Raw genomic sequence first — 25,993 nt, forward strand, 5'->3', positions numbered from 1 at the left:
TGGAACAATCTGTCCCGCCCGCTGATGATTGGTAGATAGGATATGTCAGATGATTTGGTAAGGGGGACCTGCACATGGGAGCCATGCATTTTTTGCATATTTAGAACATCGCGCGAGGCGATAGGACTTTGCCCGATCAATAGGCAACGCGTTGCATAGCCGCCAGGCGGATATTGTCATTTTGCGCTGCAGCATGTATTCAGTGCGGCACTGGTGCCGTCAGGGAGGCATAATTGCACATTGTTTCATCAATTTCGGCGCTGCGTGAGCACCTCCTGCCGCTGAGACGTGCCGGCAAGACGATCGGCCTGGTGCCGACCATGGGCTATCTTCACCAGGGTCATCTTTCACTCGTTGCACGTGCTCGCGCTGAAAATGACGTGGTGGCGACGTCCATTTTCGTCAATCCCTTGCAATTCGGTGCCAACGAGGATCTGTCGAAATATCCGCGCGATCTCGCACGCGACAGCGCCATGCTCGAGAACGCTGGCGTCGACTTCCTCTTTGCACCAACTGTGTCCGACATGTATCCGCGCCCGATGGAAACCGTGGTCGATGTGTCCAGCCTTGGCGGCCAGTTGGAAGGCGAAGTTCGCCCCGGCCATTTCGCCGGTGTTTCCACTGTCGTCACCAAGCTGTTCAATATCGTCCAGCCGGATCGCGCCTATTTCGGCGAAAAGGACTACCAGCAACTGCAGATCATTCGCCGCATGGCGGAAGATCTTGCCCAGCCCGTCACCGTGATCGGCGTGCCGACTGTGCGGGAGGCCGACGGCCTTGCCTGCTCCTCGCGCAATGTCTACCTCAGCTCCGACGAACGCCAGGCAGCCGCAATCGTTCCCAAAGCCCTTGACGAGGCCAACCGCCTGCTTGCCGAGGGCATCACCGATCCAACAGACCTTGAAGAGCGTTTGATCGCCTTCCTGGAAGGCGAACCGCTCGCCAATCCTGAGGTCGTCGCAATTCGCGATCCGGATACACTCGAACGCCTGACGAAGATTGCCAAAAAACCGGTACTCCTGCTGCTGTTCGTCAGGTTCGGTACGACCAAGTTGCTTGATAACCGTGTATTGACTGCCCATCTGGGCTAACAGCGGTAGAAACGGAGACTTCCATGAGCGTCCAGCCCCTGCAGAAACGCCGTACAGCGGCCTCGATTCAAGCGCTCAAGGGTGAACGCCCGATCGTCTGCCTCACGGCCTACACGGCGCCCGTCGCCAAGCTTCTCGATCCGCACTGCGACATGCTGCTGGTCGGCGATAGTGTCGGTATGGTGGTCTATGGCTTCGAATCCAGCGTGCAAGTGACGCTGGAGATGATGATCGCACACGGCCAGGCGGTCATGCGCGGTTCCAACGACGCCTGCATCGTCGTCGATCTGCCTTTCGGCTCCTACCAGGAATCCAAGGAACAGGCATTCCGCAATGCAGCCCGCATCATGAAGGAAACCGGCGCCTCTGCCGTCAAGCTCGAAGGCGGCGAGGAAATGGCCGAAAGCGTGCATTTCCTCAGCCAGCGTGGCATTCCTGTTGTCGGCCATGTCGGCTTGATGCCGCAACTCGTCAACGCCACCGGCGGCTACCGCTCGCTGGGCCGCTCTGACGCCGAGGCCGACAAGATCCGCCGCGATGCCAAGGCGATCGACGCCGCCGGCGCTTTTGCGATGGTGATCGAAGGCACCATCGAGCCGCTGGCGCGCGAAATCTCTGCAGACCTCAAGGCCGCCACCATCGGCATCGGCGCATCTGCCGCCTGCGACGGCCAGGTGCTGGTCAGCGACGACATGCTCGGCATCTTCACCAATTTCAAGCCGCGCTTCGTCAAGCACTTCGCCAATCTTGCACCGCAGATCTCGCAAGCCGCCGCCGACTATGCGGCCGAGGTGAAGGCGCGCACCTTCCCTGCGGAAGAGCATACCTACCAGATGAAGCGCCAGAAGCTTTAGCGCTAGTTGGCGCCTGTCCCGGACCCGGTGGCAGAGCCCTATGAGTCAGCCGGTTCGGGATGCCTCCTTTGAATTGGGTGGATCAAGTGGCGGATCCTCAACTCCGAACAAGCGTGTCCGAGGTGTTTGAAAGAAACTCCGGACACTGCGAAGTTGTGTATTGGCAATTTCCCCGACCCCTTCGAGCTGCTATGATCGACCTCGACTGTTGATCATCAGTTATGGAAGGAAACGACCATGAAAACAGGTGGAAGAGCGGGCTACCTGGTGATGCCATTATCGTCGGGTCCGATGGACGGGCTGGTGGCAGCCGCCAAGGCCGAGGGCCAACTCAACGTTATTGCTCTGCCTCGCAAATATTGCGGATATGGCGGCATTATCAACAGGTTCAAGGCGAAGTACGGCGTCACAATCAACGAGTTTTTGCCCCAGGCGTCATCCTCTAGTGAGATCAATGCGATCAGGAACGCGCGAGACAAAACCTACCCGCAGGCGCCGGATGTAATCGATATCGGCCTGTCCTTCGCTCCATCGCCGGCCAGAGATGGCCTTTTGCAGCCTTACAAAGTGTCGACGTGGGCCACCATCCCGGACCGTGCCAAGGATGCGGCCGGTTACTGGTATGGCGCCTACTACGGGAGGGTTGTTTTCGAGATCAACGCAGATCTAATCACGAAAATACCTTTGGATTGGGCCGACCTCACGGCACCGGAATACCGAGGGGCGGTCGGTCTCGCTGGCGATATTGCGTCAAACCAGGCGATCCAGGCCATCCTGGCCTCTGGCCTGTCTGCCGCGAACGGCGATGTGAGCGAGGCAGCCGATCAGGGTCTGCGCTTCTTCGCAGATCTCAACCAGACGGGCAACTTCGTTCCCATCATCGGCAACCGTGATTCCCTCATTGACGGACGCACGCCTATCCTCATCCGCTGGGATTACCTTGCTCTCGGCGACCGCGATGCGTTGATGGGCAAAACCAGAATCGAGATCGTACGGCCGAAGACCGGCGTGGTCGCAGGCGTCTACGCCCAGGCTATCAGCGCCTTCGCTCCGCACCCGAACGCCGCCCGCCTGTGGATGGAATACCTCTATTCGGACGAGACGCAGTTCGCCTGGCTCAATGGCCACTGTTATCCGATCCGATTGCCGGACCTCGTGCGCAATGGGAAGGTGTCGGACGATATGCGAACAAGACTCGCGCAGTTCAAGGATTATGGAGACAATCTCGATCCGTACTTCCCGACCCCCGAGGAGCAGGAAAAGGCAAGGGAGACAATCATGAAGGGATGGGACAGCATCGTCGGCGTGACGGTGCGATGCTACCCGAACGAAAGCCCATCCAATGTCCCGATGGTCTTCAATGACAGCGCCATCCTCCAGCACCACATTCCGCTGTAGCTCAAGGGAGGTTTCCAGTTCCTCGAACCTGCCGCCAGCGGCAAAGGAGTAACCTCCCAGCGGCACCTCGGAAACCCGGTTCCGCATTTGCCCTGTCTGTGGCGCTAGTGAGCCACAGGGATCAATGAAACTGATCCATCTATCAGAAGCACTCGTTTGTTTCGGCGTCGCATTTGCGATATCGCCGACGAAACATCTGAAACACGTGGATTGAGTTCCCCAAAGTACCCCTATGAATCGCGACGAAATCATCTCCGGCATCCGCACTGCCCTGCCAACGCTGCTTAGCGCGCTGCCCTTTGCCATCCTGCTGGGCGCCGTTTCATCCAACATGGGCCTGTCCATCGGCGAGATCCTGCTGATGAACATGACGGTCTATGCCGGTGCGAGCCAGCTCGTCGGCATCGAGTTGTTCAAGCATGATATCGCACCCTGGCTGGTGGTGGTTTCCATCTTCGCCGTCAATTTCCGGCATATCCTCTATTCGGCAGCCCTTGCGGCCCATATCGAGCATTTCAACCTCGGCCAGAAGATCGCAGCCCTGTTCGTGCTGGTCGACCCACAATTTGCGGAGAGCCTGAAGCGTGCGGAGAGCGGAAAGAAGCTCTCCTTCACCTGGTATATGTCCTTCGGTCTGACCTTCTACATCACTTGGCAGATCACCGCCGTAATCGGGGCAGTGTTCGGTAAGTTTGTCGGCGACCCACGCGCGCTCGGCCTCGACGTGCTGCTCACGGTCTATTTTCTCGGGCTGGTACTCGGCTTCCGCAACAAGGATAACTGGCTTCCGACGGTCGTTGCCAGCGCAGTGGCCTCCACGGCCGCCTGGCATTTCGTCGGCTCGCCCTGGCATGTATCGATCGGCGCCGTTGCCGGCATCGCGGTCGCAGCGGCCCTGCCCCTGAAAGCCAGGCCGCAGCTTGAAGCTACGCCGGAGGCTGCATGATGGATATCACCTTCAGCCTGACAATTCTTGCTGCAGCTCTTGCTACCTTTGCCACCCGCACCGGCGGCTACCTGCTCATCAAGTCGATGAAGACGATCCCACCGCGCATGGAAGCGGCTCTCAATGCCGTCCCGGCTGCCGTTCTGACGGCGCTCGTTGCTCCGAGTTTCGTCTATGGCGGCATCGATGTGACAATCACACTGATCTTGGCGCTGCTAATCGGCCTGCGCGCCCCGACACTGACCATGCTGGTGATGGCCTGGGCCTTCGTCGTCGCACTCCGGCAGATGACAGGGTACTGATCCCATCTAAAGTTTTCAGAGGGGCGTAGCTAGCGGGGCCGAGTTCCCTTGCACCTGTGCGGTGAGTTTGTTCAGGGCAACGCTCAGATCACTCGGAGTAAGGTCTTCCAAGGGGTCACCATAGGCGACACGGATCGTGCTGAACGGATAGGGAAAGCGGAATTTGTCCCAGGTATTGAAGCATTTTCCGCGCGACGGCCATGCCGCGCAGGGAATGAGCGGCAGGCGCGTGAGACGGGCGATTTCGGTCGCGCCTTCCTTCGCCTCACAGGCAGGACCGCGCGAGCCATCGGGGGTGATGTAAAGGGCATGGCCCTCGCGTGCGGCCTTGATAAGCAACCGTGCACCGGCAATACCGCCGCGAGTGGGAGACCCGGCCACGGCTCCAATGCCGAACCAGGCGGCAACGGTGCGGATGAAGGTGCCGGCACGGCTGTCGGATATGAGGGCGAGAAGCCTGCCCGGATTCGAGCGACGCATGACAGGTATCATGAGGATCTGCTGATGCCAGCTCGCCAGGACGACTGGGCCAGTGAGGAATACTGCCGGCAAAGGCGTGATCACATGCACTCGACTCGTTGCGAAGACAAGGTACATGTAGCCTGCGATAAGCGCCGCAAGTGCGCGCACCGTGAGCGGATGGTGGAAAAGCTTCTTCATGTCGGCACTACCTTACGTTGGCGTGCGCCGAAGGTCAAACCTCTTATATTATAGATTTGGTATAAACGTAGAGCCGACAGCCGAATGTATCGCCGGCTCTCAGGGCGATCCGACGACCAACGAACGGGAGGCTCAAGACCTGTTTTATGAGATCGGAGCAGTGGCGCGTTTCAGCCACGATTTGATCTCGGCATCCTCTATCAACGGCAATAGCTTTTCGCGCGTTTCGGCATGATAGGCATTCAGCCATGTCAGTTCTTCGTCGGTGAGCAGCCGCGGAACAATCAGTCGCCGGTCGATTGGGCACCAGGTGAGCGTCGCGAAGGCGAACATCGGCCGGTCGCCACCTTCGATCGTCTCCATGTCGGTGACATAGACAAGGTTTTCGATACGAATGCCGAAGGCTCCGGGCCGGTAGTAACCCGGTTCGTTGGAGAGGATCATCCCCGGCAGCAGTTCCTGCATGGCGGCGCGCGAAATCCTCTGCGGCCCTTCATGGACCGAGAGGTAGGACCCGACGCCGTGGCCAGTGCCGTGGCCATAATCGGCGCCCGCCTTCCACAGCGCAATCCTAGCCAACGGATCGAGATCGACGCCACGCGTTCCCTTGGGAAAGCGTGCCGTGGAGATCGCGATCATACCCTTGAGGACAAGAGTGAAGAACCGCTTCTGCTCGTCCGGCACGTTGCCGATCGCAACTGTCCGGGTAATGTCCGTGGTTCCGTTGGTATATTGCCCGCCGGAGTCCACCAGGAACATCTCCCCAGACTTAAAGCGCCGGTTCGTCGCTTCGGTCACGCGATAGTGGATGATCGCGGCATTCTCCCCTGCCCCGGATATGGTATCGAAGGAGATATCCTTCAGCGCGTTCTGCATGCGCTCGCCGACGCGCGTGCGCGCCGCCTCGAGCGCCTTGACCGCTTCGATTTCATTCAGCTGCTCAAGCGGATAGTTGTCGAGCCAGTAGAGATACTCGACCATCGCAGCGCCATCCTGCAGGTGCGCCTTTGCCGAACCCGCAAGCTCGGCCACGTTTTTTGTGGCGCGCGGCAGTGCGGCGGGGTCGGTCGAGGCCGACACTCTGCCGCCTGCAGCTTCGACGATTTGCGACAGGGCATAGGGCGCCAGATCGGGATCGAGCATGACCGGCGAGCCGGATCTGGCGACCGCTTCGACACTGGAAACAAAGTCAGATGGCGGTAGCTGTGCAGCCATCTGCGCCAGATAGGCCTCGGACTCGATGCCTGTCTTCTTCTGGTCGAGGAAAATCTGTGCCCGGCCGTCGGCAAGAATGATAGCCCGCGCCAGCGGATGCGGCGTGTGCGGAACGTCGCTGCCGCGGATATTGAAGACCCAGGCGACCGAGGACGGATCGGTCAGCACGACTGCGCCTGCGCCCGCTTTGCTGACCACTTCGGCAATGCCGGCAATCTTTGCGGTTGCCAGTTCGCCTGCCTGCTCGATGTACTGGATGCTGACCTGGCCCATCGGTTCGGCAGGGCGCTCATCCCAAATCTCGTCGAGCGGATTGGCCGCAAGGAAGACGACGCTGCCGTCCTTGTCAGCCAGAGCCTTTTCAAGCTTGGCGATTTCTGCCGACGTGTGAAGCCACGGGTCGAGACCCAGCCTGAAACCGGCAGGCGTATGCGCAGCAAGCCATTTTGCCGGCGGCTCGCCGACAAGATCGCCGCCAGTGAAAACATTGCCGTCCACCTGTTCCTTGAGCTGGGTCGTGTAGCGGCCATCGACGAACACGACTGCCTTGTCGGCCGTCACCAGTGCTACTCCGGCTGAGCCGGTGAAGCCGGTCAGCCAGGTGAGCCGCTCGGCCGAGGCCGGGACATATTCGCCCTGGAATTCATCGGCGCGCGGCACAAGAAAGCCGTCGATCTCGAGTGCCGCCATCCTCTCGCGGAGCTTGGCCACGCGTGCGGCGCCAAATTGCGGTTCGGCAGTGGTTTCGAAGGACTGGAACATGGGGCACTCCCGAGATGTGGGCTACAAACAGAATCTACACGCAAACTTCGACAGGAATAGCACTCACCCACCGATGAACGCCAGCCAATCGTCCTCTGTCATGACCGTCACGCCCAATTCGCGGGCCTTGTCCAGTTTCGAACCAGCGCCCGGACCAGCGACGACATAGTCTGTTTTCTTCGATACCGAGCCGGCAACCTTGGCGCCCAGCCCTTCGGCGCGCGCCTTGGCCTCGTCACGGGTAAATCTTTCCAACGACCCGGTGAATACAACCGTCTTTCCGGCCACGGGACTGCCAGAAGTCACCGGGGCCTCGACAGCCTGCGGCGTGACCTCGGAGAGCAACCGCGAAATGACGTCGAGATTGCGCGGCTCCTTGTAGAACTCCACGATCGCGCGGGCGACGATCTCGCCAATCCCTTCGATGGCATTCAGTTCATTCCAGGCTTCACCGAAAAGTGGTGCGGCCTCTTTCATGCCCGTTTCAAACGCGTCGTAGGTACCATAGGCGCGCGCCAGCAGCTTCGCCGTGGTCTCGCCGACATGGCGGATACCGAGCGCATAGATGAACCGGTTGAGCGCGATTTCGCGGCGTGCATCGATCGCATTGAGGAGCTTGGTCACGCTCGTTCGACCAAAACCTTCTATGTTCTCGAGCTTGACGAGTGTCGAGGCTTCCTGACGCGCACGCAGGGTAAAGATTTCCGGCGCGGTCCGGATCCGCATAGAGGGATCCTCGCTGGTGAAAAAGAATTCGATCTGCTTGGAGCCAAGCCCCTCGATGTCGTAGGCATCGCGTGAAACGAAATGCTTGAGATGCTCGATGGCCTGCGCCGAGCAGACGAAACCGCCCGTGCAGCGCGTCACGGAATCAAGCTTACCCGTCTTTTCGTTTCGCTCGCGGACGGCATGGCTGCCGCAAACCGGGCACATCTTCGGAAATTCATATGGCACGGCAATTGCGGGCCGCTTTTCCAGCACGACATCGAGCACCTGCGGGATGACGTCGCCGGCTCGTTGGACAATGACTGTGTCGCCCTTGCGGATATCATGCCCCTCCGGGCGGATCCGTTCGCCGGAATTTCCGATGCCCTCGATATAGTCGGCATTGTGAAGGGTTGCATTCGTGACAACAACGCCGCCGACCGTCACCGGCTCCAGACGCGCGACCGGCGTCAGCGCGCCGGTGCGGCCGACCTGAATATCGATTTCGGTCACAGTCGTCGTCGCCTGCTCGGCGGGAAACTTGTGTGCGGTGGCCCAGCGGGGGCTGCGCGAACGGAACCCCAATCGCTCCTGCAGGTCCAGCCGGTCGACCTTGTAGACCACGCCGTCGATATCGTAATCGAGCGAGGCGCGTTGCAGGCCGATCTCGTTATAGTGGGCAATGATCTCCTCGACATCGGAGAGGCGCTTCATCAGGGGATTGGTCGGAAATCCCCATTCGGCAAATGTCTGCACCATTCCCAGCTGCGTATCGGCGGGCATCTCGGTAATCTCGCCCCAGGCATAGGCGAAGAACCTGAGCTTGCGGGTCGCCGTCACCTTCGGGTCGAGCTGGCGGAGCGAACCGGCGGCGGTATTGCGTGGATTGACGTAGGTAGGCTTGCCCTCGGCCTCCATCTGCGCATTCAACGCCGCAAAGTCGGCTTTGGCCATATAGACTTCGCCGCGCACCTCGACCACATCGGGCACACCAGCCGGAAGGACTTGCGGGATTTCCTTTATGGTGCGGATATTGGCGGTGACATTTTCGCCGACCGTTCCATCGCCGCGGGTTGCGGCACTCACCAGCCGGCCGCGTTCGTAGCGCAGCGACATCGACAGACCGTCGATCTTCGGCTCGGCGGTAAAGGCGATGGAATTATCCGGAAACACGCCAAGGAACCGGTAGACGCTGGCAACGAAATCCCGCACGTCCTCGTCGGAAAACGTGTTGTCCAGCGACAGCATCGGCCTGGAATGGGTGACCTGCTGGAATCCCGAAACCGGAGCAGCACCGACCTTGCGCGACGGGCTATCTGCGCGAGCGAGATCGGGGAATGTCTGTTCGACCTCATCGTTGCGGCGCTTCAACGCATCGTAGTCGGCATCCGAAATTTCGGGCGCGTCCTTGCCATGATAGAGCGCATCATGCCGGGCGAGCTCGCCTGCGAGATATTCAAGTTCTGCGGCAGCCTGCTGGGCGGTCAGATCGGCGACTGGTGTGTTCGAAACTGGCATGACTCTCCCCGAAATGCTTCGGGGAATATCTAGACCGGGATATCACAGAAGTGAAGGCCTCTAAGCCTCGCCTCGCAGCAGCTTGCTGGCGGCGGCCCGCGCCTCTTCGGTGATCGAGGCACCGGCCAGCATGCGGGCGATCTCCTCGCGGCGTTCGCCGTCGTCCATGGTGGCAACCCGGGTGGATATGCGGCCGGACGTATCCTCGACCGGCGCCTTGGAAATCAGCAGATGGGTGTTGGCGCGCGCCGCAACCTGCGGCGCATGCGTGACCGACAGGACCTGCACCCGCGACGAAAGGCGCTTCAGCCGCTGGCCGATGGCATCGGCAACCGCGCCACCCACGCCGCTGTCGATCTCGTCGAAGACCAGCGTTGGCGCCGAGCCGCGATCGGCCAGCGCCACCTTGAGCGCCAGAAGAAAACGCGACAGTTCCCCGCCCGACGCCACTTTCATGATCGGGCCGGGCCGTGTGCCCGGATTGGTCTGGACGTTGAATGCCACCTGATCGATGCCGGAGAGGCTGGCATTGTCCTTATCGGTGGAAATCTCGGTCATGAAGCGGGCGCGCTCGAGTTTCAACGCCGGCAGTTCTGCCATGACAGCGTCGGAAAGCGCCTGACCGGCATTGTGACGTTTCTCCGAAAGGCTCTGGGCGGCAACAATATATTCTGCCCCCGCCTCCGCTTCCCGCTTTTCCAGTTGCTTCAGTTTCGACTCGCCCTGATCGAGATCGGCAAGATCGGCGATCATCCGGGCGGCAAGTGCCGGCAGGTCGGTCACCGGTACCGAAAACTTACGGGAGGCGGCGCGCAATGCGAACAGCCGCTCCTCAACCCGCTCAAGCTCCTTCGGGTCGAATTCAGTGCGTCGGAGTGCTTCCTCGACCATGTTCTGGGCCTCGGACAACAGATCCAGTGCCTCATCCAGAGTTTTGACCGTGTCTTCAAGCAGCCCTGGCGCCTCAGCCGATTTGCGCTCCAGCCGTCGCACCATCGAGGCGATATGCGGCACAGGCGAAGCCGAGCCGTTGAGGTAATCGGATGCTTCGGAGATATCGCCGGCGATCCGCTCGGACTTCATCATCCGGGAGCGTCTTTCGGCAAGCTCGTCCTCTTCACCATCCACCGGGGAAAGTTTTTCCAGTTCCTCCACGGATGCTCTGAGATAATCGGCTTCGCGAGCTGCCGCCTCTACCTTGGCGCGATGGGTCCTGAGCTCCCTGCCCGCGTCTTTCCAGACGCGATAAAGTCGACCGAGCCCATCAGCTTCCTCGCTGAGACCGGCAAAGGCGTCGAGTAGCATACGGTGCGCTTCGCCATCGACCAGTGCCCTGTCGTCGTGCTGGCCGTGGATTTCCACGAGCTTGCCGCCCGCATCGCGCATCAGCTGTACGCTCACCGGCTGGTCGTTGACGAAGGCACGGCTGCGGCCATCGGCCGATTGAACGCGCCGGAAGATGATGTCGCCATCGTCGTCGATGCCGTTTTCACGCAGGAGGTGACGTAGCGGATGGCTGGAGCCGACATCGAAAACGGCCGTCACCTGGCCCTTGTCCTCGCCGTGTCGGACGAGTCCGCCATCGCCGCGGCCACCGAGCGCAAGCGAAAGTGAGTCAAGCAGGATCGATTTGCCGGCACCGGTTTCGCCGGTCAGCACGGAAAGGCCCGGCGCGAAACTGAGATCGAGCCGATCGATCAGAACAATATCGCGGATCGACAGCTGAATGAGCATGAGCGGGCCTGGTCCTAGCGATCAGGACTCGCCGAGCAGCAGCTTCTTGCCAGCGCGGGAAATCCAAGAACCCTGGTTCTCGCGTGGTGCAAGTCCCTTGGACTGCAACAGTGCGAAGCTATCCTTATACCACTCGCTGTCCGGGTAGTTGTGGCCCAGGACGGCTGCGGCGGTCTGCGCCTCGTCGGCGAGGCCGAGCGCATAGTAGCTTTCGCACAGGCGGGCCAGCGCTTCCTCGACCTGATTGGTGTTCGGGAACTGCTCCACAACGGTGCGGAAGCGAGAGATAGCGGCAAGATATTCCTTGCGCTCCTCATAGTAACGGCCGACCTGCATTTCCTTGCCGGCCAGCTGGTCGCGAGCATACCGGATCTTCGTCTGCGCATCATCGACATATTCCGACTTCGGATAGTCGTTGACGACTTTCAGCATGGCTTCGATGGTCTTGGCAGCGGCACGCTGGTCCTGCGTCACCGTCGGGATCTGCTTGGAATAAGAAAGGCCGATCAGATACTGCACGTAGGCAGAATCCTTGGTTTGCGGGTACAGGCTAAGATACCGGGTGCCGTTCTGAATGGCACCCTCGTTGTCGCCGCTGCGATATTTCATGAAGGTGCTCATCACCAGCGCCTTACGTGCCCATTCAGAGAATGGATGCTGGCGATCGAGCGCATCGAACTTGCGCTGCGCTTCGGCGGTCTTACCCGCGTTCAGGTTCGCCAGACCTTCGTTGTAGAGCTGCTCAGGCGGATCGGTCTCGGCGGCGAGCTTGGTGATGTCCAGATCTGGATCGCTCGTGCAGCCAGCCAGCAATGTGCCAGAGGCACCAATAGCCAGCGTCAGAAGCACGGCGCGCACGGATAATTTCATCATGTCTCTTCCTGCAAATCCCCAGAGGGTGACGAACATGGGCGGCTCGGGCCGCAAGGCCCGGTTCCCGCCGAGGCTGTTCTAGCCACAAAACGGCCGGAACCGCAACGCCACCTTCTCCAATTCGTATACATTTATGGCAAAACCGGGTCAGGGTGTTGCCTTCATACCGGGGAATTGGCGACAACGCACAAGAGATCCAGGAATTACGCCGTCCAGGGCGCGTATTCCTGATGTGTGACCGCGATCATCTCGGGGGCAGCGACGCGCTGCCGTTGGCCGGCCGACTCCACGATCTCGTAAGCCGAGCTGTCCGACAGCAGGGCCTTGAGCGCTAGCGCATTGACCTTGTGACCACCGCGATACGAGCGATAGAGACCGAGGAACGGAGCACCTGCCAGCGCAAGATCGCCGACCGCATCCAGCGTCTTGTGCCGCACGAACTCGTCGGGATAGCGCAAGCCTTCCATGTTGATCACACGGTTGTCGTCACCGATGACGACCGAATTTTCCAGCGAGGAGCCAAGCGCCAGGCCTGCCGCCCAAAGGCGCTCGACATCGCGCATGAAGCCGAAGGTGCGGGCCCGTGACAGCTCGGTCTTGAAGGTCGAAGCCGTCATATCGCCCTTCCAGGACTGACGACCGATCAGCGGGCTCGAGAAGTCGATCTCGACTTCGTAGCGCGTGCCGTCATAAGGATGGAACTCGGCCCAGGATGGCCCCACGTCGATACGGACCTGCTTCTTGACCCTGATATAGCGACGCTTCTTGACCAGCGACCGAATACCGGCCTGCTCGATCGCGTCAACGAAAACGGCGGAACTGCCATCCATCACAGGCATCTCGGCGCCGTCGATCTCGATCACCGCATTGTCGATTCCAAGCGCATAAAGCGCGGCCATGACATGCTCTACCGTTGCGACGGAACGCACGGGATGGGTGCCGAGCACCGTGCAGAGATCCGTGCTGCCGACGGTTGCCGAGACGGCCTTGAGTTCAGTGACTTCGCCATTGGGGCCAGTGCGAACGAAAACGATACCGGTACCGGCTTCTGACGGATTGAAGGTCGCGCTGACCTCCACGCCAGAATGAACACCGATTCCACGAAGAGTGAAGGGGTTTGCAAATGTTGTTTCAAATCCCTGAAGTCCAGACGCCATGTAGCCCCGCTTTTCCGCGCGGCCCTTGGGGGACCGCCTGTCCGGCTTCATCCGGACATCTCATGCCAAACCAAAAATGCGCAAGCCGCATTCAACTCAAAAACAGTCTCCACTCCCCCAAGCAGACCCAGCGTGAAAATAGTTGCGCGTGACGCGCAATCCAAATCAATGTTTCTTTCGAAGTGTAACGTTCTGCCAGACTTAATGCCCGGCATGGCAAAAGGCCCGGGAAATCCCGGGCCTTTCGCGTTTTCCACAACCTGGCTTTGACAGATGGTCAGTTCGTCTGGCGACGAAGGAAAGCGGGGATGTCGAACTCGTCGGCTTCCTGGCGATTCTGCTGTCCCGGAACCTGACGACCCTGATCGTCGAGATTGCCGCGACGCGGTGCATACAGGCTGGCCTCGGGCGAAAGGGCCCGGCGCTGCTGGGATGCAGCAGAAGGCGCACCGGCAGTCAGATCGGAAGGAACATTCTCCTCCTCCCGGCGGCTCAGCGACGATGTCAGACGTTTCAGCAGGCCCATCGGACCACGCTCTTCTGCCTGAACCGACGCTGCTGCTGCGCGATGCTCGATCTCGGCCTGCACGACTGGCGGGAAATCCTCCACCTTCGGCATGCGCGATGCTTCCGCCTCGGCGCGAACCGATGCCATCAGCGACGGCTCGTGACGAACCTGCTGCTGGTAGACCTGCTGGGGCTCCTGAGCCTGCATGACAGGACGCGGCTGGATCTGCGGCGCTTCCATGCGCTGCGGAACCGGCTGCGGCGCCATCGGCGTCGCGCGGGGCGCAAACTCAGCCGCAGGAGAAGCAAACAGCTTGCTTGCCGGACGGAACGCCTCCTGTGCGGATGCCTGTGCGACTTCAGCCATCATCGGCTCGGCGACAGCAATCTCCAGTTCGCGTTCCATATCCATCTCGGCGGCGCGAATCGTTTCCGCAACCGGGTCTGAATAGACTTGAGCGGCGACCTGCGGCTGAACCTGCACCGGCTGCGGGGCTGGCGCGGTGGCTACGGGAGCGGACATGACCGGCTGGGCAGCAGCAACCTGGGGACGCAAAACCGGACGCGCAGCGACCGGCCTTGCGTCAAAAGGGCGCTGTTCACCGGCCCCCGTTGCGCGATCGATACCCGTCGCGACAACAGAAACGCGGATAATGCCTTCCAATGCTTCGTCGAATGTTGCGCCAAGGATGATGTTGGCGTCGGGATCGACTTCTTCGCGGATTCGGGTCGCAGCTTCGTCGACTTCGAACAGGGTCATGTCGCGACCGCCGGTGATGGAGATCAGCAGGCCCTGCGCGCCCTTCATCGAGGTTTCGTCGAGCAGCGGATTGGCAATCGCAGCTTCCGCCGAGGCCAGAGCGCGGCCTTCGCCAGACGCTTCGCCAGTACCCATCATCGCGCGGCCCATTTCCCGCATGATCGAGCGGACGTCAGCGAAATCGAGGTTGATGAGGCCTTCCTTGACCATCAGGTCGGTGATGCAGGCGACGCCCGAATAGAGCACCTGATCAGCCATGGAGAAAGCATCAGCGAACGTCGTTTTGTCGTTGGCGATCCGGAAGAGGTTCTGGTTCGGAATAACGATGAGCGTATCAACGGACTTCTGCAGTTCCTGAATGCCCTGGTCGGCGATGCGCATGCGGCGACCGCCTTCGAAATGGAACGGCTTGGTAACCACGCCGACCGTCAGGATACCCTTGGAGCGGGCAGCCTGGGCGACCACTGGAGCGGCGCCTGTGCCAGTTCCGCCGCCCATGCCGGCGGTGACGAAGCACATATGCGTGCCGTTGAGATGATCGATGATCTCGTCGAGGCATTCTTCGGCAGCCGCACGGCCGACTTCCGGCTGCGAACCGGCGCCTAGACCTTCGGTAACCTGTACGCCCATCTGGATGATGCGTTCAGCACTCGTCATCGCGAGCGCCTGAGCGTCGGTGTTGGCAACCACGAAATCAACGCCCTGAAGGCCGGCATTGATCATGTTGTTGACGGCATTGCCGCCACCGCCACCGACGCCGAACACCGTGATGCGCGGCTTCAGCTCGGTAATGTCCGGCTTCTGCAATTTGATGGTCATGTTACCCGTCCTTCCTCTAGACTAGCCGGATCGCCGTACCGGCCTCAATTCCTATTTTGTCAGCTCGCGCTTGCCTGATGCTGTTCAGGCGCTTGCCGACGAGTCCACTCACCAAGTCCGCGGGGAACACCCGCAATCTCAGAAACTGCTTTTCAGCCACTGGCTGACGCGGGCGATCCGGCCATTGCCGCCTGCCAGCGCAGACAACACGCCATGATCGGACGCGTGAATTTCGATATCCGCGAATTGCGGATAGATCAGGAGCCCGACCGCTGTCGAAAAGGCTGGGCCTTTGGCAGCGGGTGGCAATCCCTTGACACCCATCGGCCGGCCGATCCGCACGTTGCGTGCGAGAATCTGTCGGGCCAGATCGGGCAGGCCAGTCAATTGGCTGGCGCCGCCCGTCAGTACGACGCGTTTGCCGACGATCGGGGAAAAACCCGACGAACGGATTCGGTCGCGAATCATTTCCAGCGTCTCCTCGACTCGGGCGCGGACGATCTTGCTGATCAAAGCGCGCGGAATTTGGGTCGGAAGCTCATGTTCGTCTTCGCTGATCGGCGGAACCGGTATCAGTTCGCGATCATCGGTGGAGTTCGCCAGCGCCGAGCCATGCATCACCTTGATACGCTCCGCATCGTCGATGCGGGTGGAGAGCCCGCGGGCCAGATCGGTGGTCACATGATGGCCACCCAGCCCGATGGCGTCGGAATGCACCAGCTTGCCCTCGGCAAACACGGAAATCGTCGTCATGCCGCCGCCCATGTCGATTGCGGCGCATCCCAGTTCGAGTTCGTCGTCCACGAGTGCGGCAAGTCCGCTGGCATAGGGCGTCGCAACCATGCCTTCTACAGAGAGATGGGCGCGATTGACGCACAGCTCGATGTTCTTGACCGCCATGCGCTCAGCCGTCAGCACGTGCATGTCGACGCCGAGTGTCTCGCCAAACATGGAGACGGGATCGCCGATGCCGCGCTCGCCATCGAGCGAAAAGCCGGTCGGCAGCGAATGCAGCACCGCGCGTTCGTTGCGCTGCGATTGCTGACATGCGGCGACGAGTACCTTGCGGACGTCTTCCTGATCGACTTCCTGGCCACCCAGATCGATCGAGGCGGTGTAGATGTCGCTCTGCAGCCGGCCAGCGGAAACGTTGACGATCAGGCTGTCGACCGTAAGCTTCGCCTGGCGCTCCGCTGTATCGACGGCATTGCGGATCACGCCTTCGAGCGCGTCGAGATCGGAAATAACACCCGACTTGATACCGCGCGACTTCTGGTGGCCGATGCCGATGATTTCGACCTTGTGGGTCCGTCCGGGCAAAACCTCGGAGGCTTCGCGAGGCGTCAACCGGGCGATCATGCAAACCACTTTGGTCGATCCGATATCGAGGACCGACACGACATGCGTCTTCTTGGAGGCCAGTGGCTTCAGCCGGGGTGCAGACGAACCGTTAGGACGAAAAATACTCATATCGCCTCCCCTGCTTTCTTGAGTGCCTTGGCGCGTGCCACGACGGCATCGGTGCGACGCTTGGTGGCGTCGGCTGTCAACTGGACCGTGACACGGTCTTCAAGGCGCAGATCGACGGCAACGATATCGCGCTCGACCAACTGATGTTCGCTGTTGAGTTTTGCGAGATCGGCCATGGCGCGCGCCATGTTGTGCTCCGGCAACTTGACGATGACGCCATTGGCCAGTTGCAGGTCCCAGCGACGGCCCGCGACACGCATGAATGCTTTCACCTGCTTCTTGACGTCCGGCCACTGATCGAAGTCGGCCATGATTTCCTCAGCCCCGGATTCGGCATCGCGGCCGACGAACAGCGGGAGGTAGGCAAACTTGTTGTCACGCAATGGTGCAATCACGCTACCGGATTTCTCGATGAGCGAAAGCTCTGCGCCATGCTGCCAGATACCGAAGGCCTTGCGCTCCGTCAGCTTGATTTCGATCGTGTCTGGATAGATCTTGCGAACCTCGGCGTCCTGCACCCAGGGCAATGTCTTCAGCGCGGTGCGAGTATCGACCACGTTGAGCGCCATCAGCGACGTCGTGCCATCGAGGCCGAGACGCTCCAGAATATCGATCTCCGAGGTCTCGGCATTGCCGGAAACCTTGACATTGTTGATGGCAAAGCCAACCGCCGAAGTCAGCGCCTGCGTGACATCGCGGGTCTCGCCCGATAGTGATATCGAATAGCCGCCCGCCACTGCATAGAATGCCACGAGCGAGGCCGTACCGAGATGACGCGGTATGTCGATGCGGCCGGTTGCCAGGCTGCCGAGAAAGCGAACCGCGCGACGCAGGTGGCGAGGCAGGATTACCTTGTCGCCGGAAGCCGGCGCCAGATCCTGCATGGCCTGAGCTGTCGATTTTCGGGATTTCAACGCAAGCACGACGCGTCCTCCACCATCCAACGAAGAAATTCACCAAAGGAATGGCCAGCATGCTGTGCCATTTCCGGCACCAGGGAGGTTGGAGTCATGCCGGGCTGGGTGTTGATCTCCAGCCAAATCACTTCGCCTTCTTCCGAGAAGCGGTCGTCGTAACGGAAGTCAGAACGACTGACCCCGCGGCAACCCATCGCCTTGTGCGCCTTCAGAGCCAGTGTTTGTATTTTTTGGTAAATTTTTGGTGAAATTTGCGCCGGAATGACGTGTTTTGAGCCACCGGACACATATTTGGAATCATAATCGTAGAAACTGTGTCCTTGCGGCACTATTTCGGTGACACCGAGCGCCACATCACCCATCACCCCACAGGTCAACTCGCGACCGTAGATGTAGCGTTCGACCATGATCGTGTCGCCATAGCGCCATTCACTTGACGTAATGACCTGGGGCGGATGAGCCTGATCTTCCTTGACGATGACGACGCCGAAGCTTGACCCCTCGCGCACCGGCTTGACAACATATGGCGGCTTCATCGGATGGGCAGAGGTAAAATCGAAGCGATTCATGACCTTCGCCTCGGCGACCGGCATGCCATACGACTTGGCAACGCGCTTGGCTTGCTCCTTGTCCATAGCAAGGGCAGACGCCAGCACGCCGGAATGGGTGTAGGGAATTTGAAGATATTCAAGAATACCCTGGATGGTGCCGTCTTCGCCAAAGGGCCCATGCAGCGCATTGAAAACCACGTCCGGCTTCAACTCGGCAAGAACCGCAGCCACATCGCGCCCGACATCGACCCGGCTCACCTGGTAGCCTTCGGCCTCCAGCGCCTCGGCGCATGCCGCTCCTGACGACAGGCTCACCGGACGCTCGGACGAAAACCCGCCCATCAATACCGCGACGTGCTTTCCGCTCATGCACATTCCCCAAAGACTCAATTCTGTCGGCTACCAATCCGCGCTTGCCCGAGACTGACTTCAGGGACGGTCAGCACATGCGGATCACTTGGGGCCACTAGAAACGATTAAGGTTAACGACGCGTTAACTTTTGGTCGTATGGGATCCAAATGTGTCAATTGTTTACGGAAAACTGTAAAACGTAGGGTGCCGTGTGACATATATGCAGAAGGCTCGTGCGGCCCTGCGTCATCGGCATTCTGTCGGCTATGTCCTAGCCCGCCAGCGACAAGGCGGCACATATCAGCCGCGAATTAACACATTTCCAAGGCGGTAGTATTGTCGGTTCAAACCGCTGATATTTCAGGTGGAATTTCGGGCGGCGACCAACACGCGAGGCCCTGACTGCTTTCGACGTCATCGAATTGAGATGCCGCCGCCCAGGGACAGCGGCACCTTAGGAAGACCCGAGCCTTAAACGATTTCGGGAAGCGCCACGATGAAATTGGAGCTGAAATCTTCAGCGTCCACGTGCTTCAGGATGAGCTTGTCCTCGCCACCGAAGTCGATCACCAGGTTCTTGCCATCCTGCTGCCAGTGCGCGAACTCGATAAGATCGGCATCGACCGCGATGAAATCGCTGCCCTTGTTGCCGAGGTTGAAATCCTTCACGAAATCGGTGCCGCCACCGACTTTGAAAACGAAACTGTCGCTGCCGTGACCGCCGATGAGAAGGTCATTGCCAACGCCGCCGTCCAGGAAATCGTCTCCCTTGTCGCCGACCAGCCGGTCTTCGCCGCCCATGCCGTCAAGCCAGTCCGCACCCTTAGAACCCTTGATATCGTCATCGCCAACAAGGGCCGCCGACAAGACGCCGTCCAATCCGTTCTCGTTGAACGCGGCCGTGAAGCTGGCTGCATCGAGCTTGACGTCCTTGATCTCGAAAAGCTCCTTGCCTCTCTCATTGCTCAGCGAGATTTCGCGGATCACGCCGCCGACGAGGCCGGCATCGGTCCAGTCGAGGTTTTTGCCGCTGAATTCGAGCTGGTTGCCTGCAGCGTCTTCGACGACAACCTTGTCGCCGCGATCGCGTGTCACTGTGAGCTCAGTTTCAGAGATGCCGTCCCAGATCGTCTGGAAAGTTTCGATCGGGGCGTTGTATTTAATGCGGGCCATTCCCTACCTCCGTATTGGTGAGCCGACCCCTGATGACATGATTCCGATGCCGATGCGCAAGTGAATTTTTGAGATTGCTAAAGTTCGTTAAAGAGGTTCGCACGCATTTTAACGGTTAGGCATCGGCCGACTCCAGAGTGCCCGCAACAGCAAATAACCGTCTTCCTCCCTTGAGCGACAAGCACCCAAACCGGCTTACCTCAATGCGTTGAGATCAATCCCGGCAGGCGCATAGTCCACGTGGAAATTCGTTCAGCGAGATCCGGAACCGCTCAGGCAAACTATGCCACCTCACGATAAATACTCTCGCAACCGCTGCACAATCCGCAATTGGGAAGGCACGCAACAAAAACCTCGAATTGTAACTGGTTGACATGGATCAATGTCATAATGGTCATGCACAATAGGCTCATGAGAGTGAACCGCAACAGGCGGGGTTCCAGCTGGGGCCAAACAATCAGCCTTTGCGTTCTCATCGTTGCGAAACCGTCAATGAAGGAGAGTCCAATGCCGAAAATGATGAAAGCAGCCGTCGTGCGCGAGTTCCGCAAACCGCTTTCCATCGAGGAATGGCCAATTCCCGAACCCGCAGACGACCAGATCCTCGTCCGCTTCGCAGCAACCGGCGTTTGCCATACGGATCTCCATGCTGCTCATGGCGACTGGCCGGTAAAGCCCAACCCGCCATTCATTCCCGGCCACGAAGGTGTCGGTTACGTCGCCAAGGCCGGCAAATCGGTCAAACGGCTGAAGGAAGGCGACCGGGTCGGCGTTCCATGGCTTCATACCGCCTGCGGCTATTGCTCCTATTGCCGAACCGGCTGGGAGACCCTTTGCGGGAAGCAACAGAATACCGGCTACTCCGTCAATGGTTCATTTGCCGAATACGCCGTGGCCGATCCCGACTATGTCGGCATCCTGCCCGCCAAACTGGAATTCGGTCCCGCCGCGCCTGTCCTGTGTGCCGGCGTCACCGTCTACAAGGGTCTCAAGGAAACAGAGGTCAATCCCGGTGAATGGGTGATGATCTCCGGCATTGGCGGCCTGGGGCACATGGCGGTCCAATATGCCAAGGCGATGGGCATGAATGTCGTCGCTGTTGATGTTTCCGACAGCAAGCTGGATCTTGCGCGCAAGCTCGGCGCCGATCTTGTCGTCGATGCGCGCAAGGCAGGCGCCGTCGAGACGGTGCAGAAGGAAGTCGGCGGCGTCCATGGCGCACTTGTGACAGCAGTTTCCCCCAAGGCCATGGAGCAGGCGTTCCATATGCTTCGTTCGAAAGGCACGATGGCGCTGGTCGGTCTGCCGCCTTCGATGATCAGCCTGCCGGTTTTCGACACGGTGCTCAAACGCATCACGGTCAGGGGCTCGATTGTCGGCACACGTCAGGACCTGGAAGAAGCGATCGAATTTGCCGCCGAAGGCAAAGTCTCGTCGCATTTCAGCTGGGACAAGCTCGAAAACATCAACGAGATCTTTGCCCGGATGGAAAAAGGCGACATCGATGGCCGTATCGTGCTCGACATGAACTGAGCGATGTCAATGGGAAAGCAGGGCATGGGCCGCGTCCCTGACCACCTGCGCCAGTGCCTCGAAGTCGCGACGGCGGCCCGAGGCGCTGGAGCGCCAGATCAGGCCGATGGTGCGCGATGGCTGCGGATCGGCGAACCGCACGATACGCATGCGATTGCGCGACCGCTCGTCCCTGACAGCGATTTCCGGGATGAGCGTGATGCCCATGCCATGACTGACCATCTGCAGCAGAGTCGCCATCGACGTCGCACCATAATTGGCAACACGCCGGCCGGCGGATGTGCCGCACACCGCCAGCGCCTGATCGCGCAGGCAATGGCCCTCCTCGAGCAGCAGCAGCCGCTCTACATCGACATTGTCCTCGGTCATCGGCGACATCAGGATCGTGCGTTCCTCTTCGGAACTGGCGATCAGAAAGCGATCCTCGAACAGGGTGAGGCTGTCAAAGCCTTCCATCTCGACCGGCAAGGCCACGATGGCGCAATCCAGCCTTCCGTGCCTGAGATCCTCGAGGCATCCGAGCGTCAACAGTTCCTTGAGCTCGATGTTGAGGTCGGGATAACGCCCGCGCGCGGCCGGGATCAGTTCAGGTACAAGGTAAGGCGCAACGGTCGGAATGATGCCGAGACGCAGCCGGCCATTGAGCGGCCCCTGCCCCGCCCGGCCGCGCGCCTGCAGCCTGTCCACGCTTTCAAGGATGCCGCGGATCTCCGGCAACAATTCCTCACCTTCCCGGGTCAGGAAGGCGCCGCTCCGCCCGCGCTCGACCAGCTTGACGTCAAGCACCTTCTCCAGATCGGCGATCTGAGCGGAGAGAGCCGGCTGGCTGATATTGACCATGTTTGCGGCCCTGCCGAAGTGTCCGGCAGCAGCGAGTGCCTCGAAATAGCGCATCTGCCTGAATGTAATCATGATAGGTTTTTCCTATCACTAATTAAAACAAATACAATTGGAAATTATCAAACTTTCGAGAGATAGTTCCCTCACACAAAAGACTCGACATACAGGAGGAAGATATGGACGAAAAAGTCGAAACTGCGGGCAAGTGTCCGGTTATGCACACAGCCCATGGCGCCAGGTCGAACCGGGATTGGTGGCCAAACCAGCTGAATCTCAAGATTCTCCACCAGAATTCGGCCCTGTCCGATCCGATGGGTCAGGCGTTCAACTACGCCGAGGAGTTTGGGAAGCTCGACCTGGAGGCCCTGAAGAAGGATCTCGTCGCGCTGATGACGGATTCGCAGGATTGGTGGCCGGCCGACTTCGGGCATTACGGCCCCCTCTTCATCCGCATGGCGTGGCACAGTGCCGGCACCTACCGCACCGGCGATGGCCGCGGCGGCGCAGGCGCAGGACAGCAGCGTTTTGCACCGCTCAACAGCTGGCCTGACAACGTCAATCTCGACAAGGCCCGCCGCCTGCTCTGGCCGGTCAAGCAGAAATACGGCAACAAGATCTCCTGGGCCGACCTGATGATCCTCGCCGGCAACGTCGCGCTGGAATCGATGGGCTTCAAGACCTTCGGCTTTGGCGGCGGCCGCGCCGACGTGTGGGAGCCCGAGGAAGACGTCTATTGGGGCGGCGAAGACACCTGGCTTGCCGACAAGCGCTACTCCGGTGAACGGGACCTCGAAAATCCCCTCGCCGCCGTGCAGATGGGCCTGATCTACGTCAACCCGGAAGGCCCGAATGGCAATCCAGATCCGCTAGCCTCGGCCAAGGACATTCGCGAGACTTTCGCGCGCATGGCTATGGACGACGAGGAAACCGTTGCCCTGATTGCGGGCGGGCACACCTTCGGCAAGACGCACGGTGCAGGCGATGCTGCACATGTCGGTCCTGAACCGGAAGCTGCCCCGATCGAACAGATGGGCCTGGGCTGGAAAAGCAGCTTCGGAACCGGCAAGGGTGGCGACACCATCGGTAGCGGCCTCGAAGTCACCTGGACCTCGACGCCGACGAAGTGGAGCAACAACTTCTTCTGGAACCTGTTCGGCTACGACTGGGAACTCACCAAAAGCCCGGCCGGTGCGCATCAGTGGACGCCGAAACATGGCGCCGGTGCCAACACGATACCGGACGCACACGATCCGTCCAAGCGTCATGCACCGACCATGCTGACCAGCGACATCGCCTTGCGCACCGACCCCGCCTACGAAAAGATCTCGCGGCGGTTCTTCGAAAATCCGGATCAGTTCGCCGATGCGTTCGCGAGGGCTTGGTTCAAGCTGACCCACCGCGACATGGGCCCGCGCCCACGCTATCTCGGCCCGGAAGTTCCGTCAGAAGAACTGATCTGGCAGGACCCCGTCCCGGCCGTCGACCACGTGCTGATCGATGCACAGGACGTTGCCGATCTCAAGGGCAAGATCCTCGCGTCGGGATTGCCGATCTCCCAGCTGGTCTCGACTGCCTGGGCGTCGGCATCGACATTCCGCGGTTCCGACAAGCGCGGTGGCGCCAACGGTGCCCGCATCCGTCTCGCACCGCAGAAGGATTGGGAAGTCAATCAGCCAGCCCAGTTGGCAACCGTCCTCCAGACCCTTGAAGGCATCCAGAAAGCATTCAACGACGCCCAGTCCGGCGGCAAGAAGGTCTCCCTGGCGGACCTTATCGTTCTGGCAGGCGCGGCAGCCGTGGAAAAGGCCGCGGCCAACGGCGGTCACTACATCGAGGTTCCGTTCACGCCCGGTCGTACCGATGCGACCCAGGAGCAAACCGATGTGGAGTCCTTTGCCGTCCTCGAGCCGATCGCCGATGGCTTCCGCAACTATCAGAAAGGCGAATACTCCATTTCGCCCGAGGAGTTGTTGGTGGACAAGGCCCAGCTGCTGACGCTGACCGCACCGGAGATGACGGTTCTGGTCGGTGGCCTGCGCGTGCTGAACGCCAATGCTGGACAGTCCCAGCACGGTGTCTTCACTACACGCTCCGAAACGCTCTCCAACGACTTCTTCGTCAACCTGCTCGACATGGGCACGGAATGGAAGGCGGTCTCGGGTTCGAAGAATGCTTTCGAGGGCCGCGATCGCAAGACGGGCGAAGCGAAGTGGACCGCCACCCGCCCCGACCTGGTGTTCGGTTCGAACTCCCAGCTCCGGGCGCTTGCCGAAGTCTACGGCCAGCGCGATTCGCAAGAAAAGTTCGCCCGCGACTTCGTAGCGGCCTGGGCCAAGGTGATGAACGCCGATCGTTTCGATCTTGCCTGATCCTGCAGGTGAGGCAGCCGAGTGGCCGCCTCACCGCCATAAACGCAAAAAGCCCGCGGTGATCGCTCACCGCGGGCTTTTTGTCGTTTAGAATTCGCTCGATATTACGAGTTTTCGTCGCACTCGGTGATCTCGCAGGTCGACTCGGTGGTCGTCTTGGCGGCACACTCGTTCAGCGCCCTTGCAGATGCATCGTCCTGATCGTCAAAATTGTAGCTGTAACCGTAAGAGCCTTCTTCAGAAACTGCAATGCAGCCCCAGGCATGTGCCGATCCGGTTGAAGCGACGCCGGCCGCTGCAAAAGAGATCGCAGTCAGCCCGATCCGCAAATATTTATTCAAGTCTGCCTCCATAGAAAAAGCCGGGCAGTCCCCCTGCCCGGTTCCCCTTCCTAGTCCTGATAAGGCAGGGAGCGCCAGTGAATACGGATAGTAACCTTACCGCGTTGCGGTTGCTGCACGCCAAAGCCATTGTGCCGCAAATACAGGCACAGGTTTTACATTGCGGTCGGCGTGTGGACACCGGGCGAACAGCGTCCGTAGGGGGTTCAGGAAAGGGCTCGGTCAAATTGCCCGGCGCCCACCTGTCTTTCCGATGTCCCGGGAGATCTGCAAAGCATCATCTGCGTGGACGATACGGTTCCGACCGGAGGCCTTGGCCAGGTAGAGTGCCTTATCCGCGCTGCTCAGCAACGCCGAATAAGTTGATCGACCGTCTCCCTGCGCTATGCCGGCCGAGAAAGTGACCTTGACTTCGTCGCCGCCGCTGCGAAATACCCGTGCAGCCAGATACTGCCGCATTGCATTCATCCTGGAACCTGCCACGACCTTGCCAGCGCCAGCGAGAATGACTGCGAACTCTTCGCCGCCAAGTCTTGCGACCGCGTCAGCGCCGAACTCGTCGCGCAGCATGTCGGCGATCACCACAAGGATCTCGTCACCAGTGCCGTGACCGTGCGTATCATTGATGTTCTTGAACCAATCGATATCGATCAGCACCAGTGCGTAGGGGGCTTCCATCGCACTCATGCGCGCCTCGAAAGCGCGGCGGTTGAGCAGCCCCGTCAGTGGATCCCGGTGGCTGAGGACTTCAAAGGAAGTGCGAGAAACAGACAGGTCGTAGATCGCCGAACCAAAAATGAGATAGGAGATGAAACATATTGGCCCCGCCACGAACGCCGTGACGATGATGTCGCTCAGCGGATCAGGAGGCAAAGTAACATTGAGAAAGCCGAGGCGGCCCATCACCTGATAGACCGCAAAATTGAGACCCACGGCAAACAAAGTCGTCAGAATCGTACGCGGGACGGCAAACCAGAACACGTCCCGGCGCTTAGAGAACGCGCCGGTTTCTATTTTGCGAATGATCCAGTTTTGCAGGAGGGTAATCATAATTGTGCGCTCGAATAATTGCACATATTATGGTCCACTAATCCTTAAGATCGACTTTCATCAATTGTTAGGATTTGAGCCAAGGGTAGAAAAACG

At 59.9% G+C, this 25,993-nt stretch carries 21 protein-coding genes; 7 read left to right on the forward strand and 14 right to left on the reverse strand.

Translation table 11 applies throughout. From position 1 onward, the window contains the following. Nucleotides 1-233 precede the first annotated feature (233 nt). The 5 genes from panC to JJB09_RS20810 all read left to right on the forward strand — a co-directional run bounded on the left by panC (nucleotide 234) and on the right by JJB09_RS20810 (nucleotide 4,591). The gene (gene panC / locus JJB09_RS20790) at nucleotides 234-1,091 is read left to right on the forward strand and encodes a pantoate--beta-alanine ligase (protein WP_201662909.1); all 858 of its coding nucleotides are present in this window, start codon (nucleotides 234-236) and stop codon (nucleotides 1,089-1,091) included. A gap of 23 nt (nucleotides 1,092-1,114) precedes the next feature. Then, nucleotides 1,115-1,945, forward strand: a complete 831-nt coding sequence (panB, locus tag JJB09_RS20795; protein WP_201662912.1) for a 3-methyl-2-oxobutanoate hydroxymethyltransferase — start codon at nucleotides 1,115-1,117, stop codon at nucleotides 1,943-1,945. A gap of 237 nt (nucleotides 1,946-2,182) precedes the next feature. Next, the gene (locus JJB09_RS20800) at nucleotides 2,183-3,343 is read left to right on the forward strand and encodes an ABC transporter substrate-binding protein (protein ID WP_201662915.1); all 1,161 of its coding nucleotides are present in this window, start codon (nucleotides 2,183-2,185) and stop codon (nucleotides 3,341-3,343) included. Nucleotides 3,344-3,575: 232 nt separating this feature from the next. Next, complete coding sequence (locus tag JJB09_RS20805; RefSeq protein ID WP_201662918.1) at nucleotides 3,576-4,289, forward strand: AzlC family ABC transporter permease; 714 nt, start codon at nucleotides 3,576-3,578, stop codon at nucleotides 4,287-4,289. Beyond that, the gene (locus tag JJB09_RS20810) at nucleotides 4,286-4,591 is read left to right on the forward strand and encodes an AzlD family protein (RefSeq protein ID WP_201662921.1); all 306 of its coding nucleotides are present in this window, start codon (nucleotides 4,286-4,288) and stop codon (nucleotides 4,589-4,591) included. The genes JJB09_RS20805 and JJB09_RS20810 overlap by 4 nt, the downstream gene beginning before the upstream one ends. A 15-nt stretch (nucleotides 4,592-4,606) precedes the next feature. Here the strand turns inward: JJB09_RS20810 and JJB09_RS20815 are convergent, their stop codons facing one another. The 11 genes from JJB09_RS20815 to JJB09_RS20865 all read right to left on the reverse strand — a co-directional run bounded on the left by JJB09_RS20815 (nucleotide 4,607) and on the right by JJB09_RS20865 (nucleotide 19,764). Then, nucleotides 4,607-5,251: a lysophospholipid acyltransferase family protein gene (locus JJB09_RS20815; RefSeq protein WP_201662924.1), complete on the reverse strand. Its 645-nt coding sequence runs from the start codon at nucleotides 5,249-5,251 to the stop codon at nucleotides 4,607-4,609. Nucleotides 5,252-5,395: 144 nt separating this feature from the next. Further along, nucleotides 5,396-7,228: an aminopeptidase P family protein gene (locus tag JJB09_RS20820; RefSeq protein WP_201662927.1), complete on the reverse strand. Its 1,833-nt coding sequence runs from the start codon at nucleotides 7,226-7,228 to the stop codon at nucleotides 5,396-5,398. 63 nt (nucleotides 7,229-7,291) lie between these two features. Further along, nucleotides 7,292-9,451: an NAD-dependent DNA ligase LigA gene (gene ligA, locus JJB09_RS20825; RefSeq protein ID WP_201662930.1), complete on the reverse strand. Its 2,160-nt coding sequence runs from the start codon at nucleotides 9,449-9,451 to the stop codon at nucleotides 7,292-7,294. 60 nt (nucleotides 9,452-9,511) lie between these two features. Next, nucleotides 9,512-11,185 (reverse strand): DNA repair protein RecN, encoded by a 1,674-nt coding sequence (gene recN / locus JJB09_RS20830; RefSeq protein WP_201662933.1) that lies wholly within the window; start codon nucleotides 11,183-11,185, stop codon nucleotides 9,512-9,514. Between the two features lie 21 nt (nucleotides 11,186-11,206). Continuing rightward, nucleotides 11,207-12,055 carry an outer membrane protein assembly factor BamD gene (locus tag JJB09_RS20835; protein WP_425523753.1) on the reverse strand — a complete coding sequence of 283 codons (849 nt, stop codon included), beginning with the start codon at nucleotides 12,053-12,055 and terminating at the stop codon, nucleotides 11,207-11,209. Between the two features lie 206 nt (nucleotides 12,056-12,261). Continuing rightward, nucleotides 12,262-13,215, reverse strand: coding sequence for a UDP-3-O-acyl-N-acetylglucosamine deacetylase (gene lpxC / locus JJB09_RS20840; protein WP_201663057.1), 954 nt, complete (start codon nucleotides 13,213-13,215; stop codon nucleotides 12,262-12,264). A gap of 277 nt (nucleotides 13,216-13,492) precedes the next feature. After that, nucleotides 13,493-15,301, reverse strand: a complete 1,809-nt coding sequence (gene ftsZ, locus JJB09_RS20845) for a cell division protein FtsZ (protein ID WP_201662939.1) — start codon at nucleotides 15,299-15,301, stop codon at nucleotides 13,493-13,495. 138 nt (nucleotides 15,302-15,439) lie between these two features. Then, entirely contained in the window at nucleotides 15,440-16,771 is a 1,332-nt protein-coding gene (ftsA, locus tag JJB09_RS20850; protein WP_201662942.1) for a cell division protein FtsA, read from the reverse strand. Then, entirely contained in the window at nucleotides 16,768-17,655 is an 888-nt protein-coding gene (locus JJB09_RS20855; protein WP_201663058.1) for a cell division protein FtsQ/DivIB, read from the reverse strand. Before JJB09_RS20855 ends, ftsA begins: the two co-directional genes overlap by 4 nt. 26 nt (nucleotides 17,656-17,681) lie before the next feature. Then, nucleotides 17,682-18,608 carry a D-alanine--D-alanine ligase gene (locus JJB09_RS20860; protein ID WP_201662944.1) on the reverse strand — a complete coding sequence of 309 codons (927 nt, stop codon included), beginning with the start codon at nucleotides 18,606-18,608 and terminating at the stop codon, nucleotides 17,682-17,684. 454 nt (nucleotides 18,609-19,062) lie between these two features. Further along, on the reverse strand, nucleotides 19,063-19,764 hold the full coding sequence (locus JJB09_RS20865; protein ID WP_201662947.1) for a calcium-binding protein: 702 nt from the start codon (nucleotides 19,762-19,764) through the stop codon (nucleotides 19,063-19,065). Nucleotides 19,765-20,271: 507 nt separating this feature from the next. Between JJB09_RS20865 and adhP the strand changes: the two genes are divergently transcribed. Beyond that, entirely contained in the window at nucleotides 20,272-21,297 is a 1,026-nt protein-coding gene (gene adhP / locus JJB09_RS20870; RefSeq protein WP_201662950.1) for an alcohol dehydrogenase AdhP, read from the forward strand. A gap of 6 nt (nucleotides 21,298-21,303) precedes the next feature. On the opposite strand, the gene JJB09_RS20875 is transcribed toward adhP, so the two are convergent. Then, nucleotides 21,304-22,209, reverse strand: a complete 906-nt coding sequence (locus JJB09_RS20875; RefSeq protein WP_201662953.1) for a hydrogen peroxide-inducible genes activator — start codon at nucleotides 22,207-22,209, stop codon at nucleotides 21,304-21,306. Between the two features lie 104 nt (nucleotides 22,210-22,313). Between JJB09_RS20875 and katG the strand changes: the two genes are divergently transcribed. Then, nucleotides 22,314-24,506: a catalase/peroxidase HPI gene (gene katG, locus JJB09_RS20880; protein ID WP_201662956.1), complete on the forward strand. Its 2,193-nt coding sequence runs from the start codon at nucleotides 22,314-22,316 to the stop codon at nucleotides 24,504-24,506. 104 nt (nucleotides 24,507-24,610) lie between these two features. Here katG and JJB09_RS20885 read toward each other — a convergent pair whose 3' ends face one another. Next, nucleotides 24,611-24,847, reverse strand: coding sequence for a DUF4189 domain-containing protein (locus JJB09_RS20885; protein WP_201662959.1), 237 nt, complete (start codon nucleotides 24,845-24,847; stop codon nucleotides 24,611-24,613). Nucleotides 24,848-25,069: 222 nt separating this feature from the next. Next, nucleotides 25,070-25,897 carry a GGDEF domain-containing protein gene (locus tag JJB09_RS20890; RefSeq protein WP_201662962.1) on the reverse strand — a complete coding sequence of 276 codons (828 nt, stop codon included), beginning with the start codon at nucleotides 25,895-25,897 and terminating at the stop codon, nucleotides 25,070-25,072. Nucleotides 25,898-25,993 lie beyond the last annotated feature (96 nt).

The organism is Phytoamicus setariae, from assembly GCF_016722925.1.
Classification (GTDB): domain Bacteria; phylum Pseudomonadota; class Alphaproteobacteria; order Rhizobiales; family Rhizobiaceae; genus Rhizobium_E; species Rhizobium_E setariae.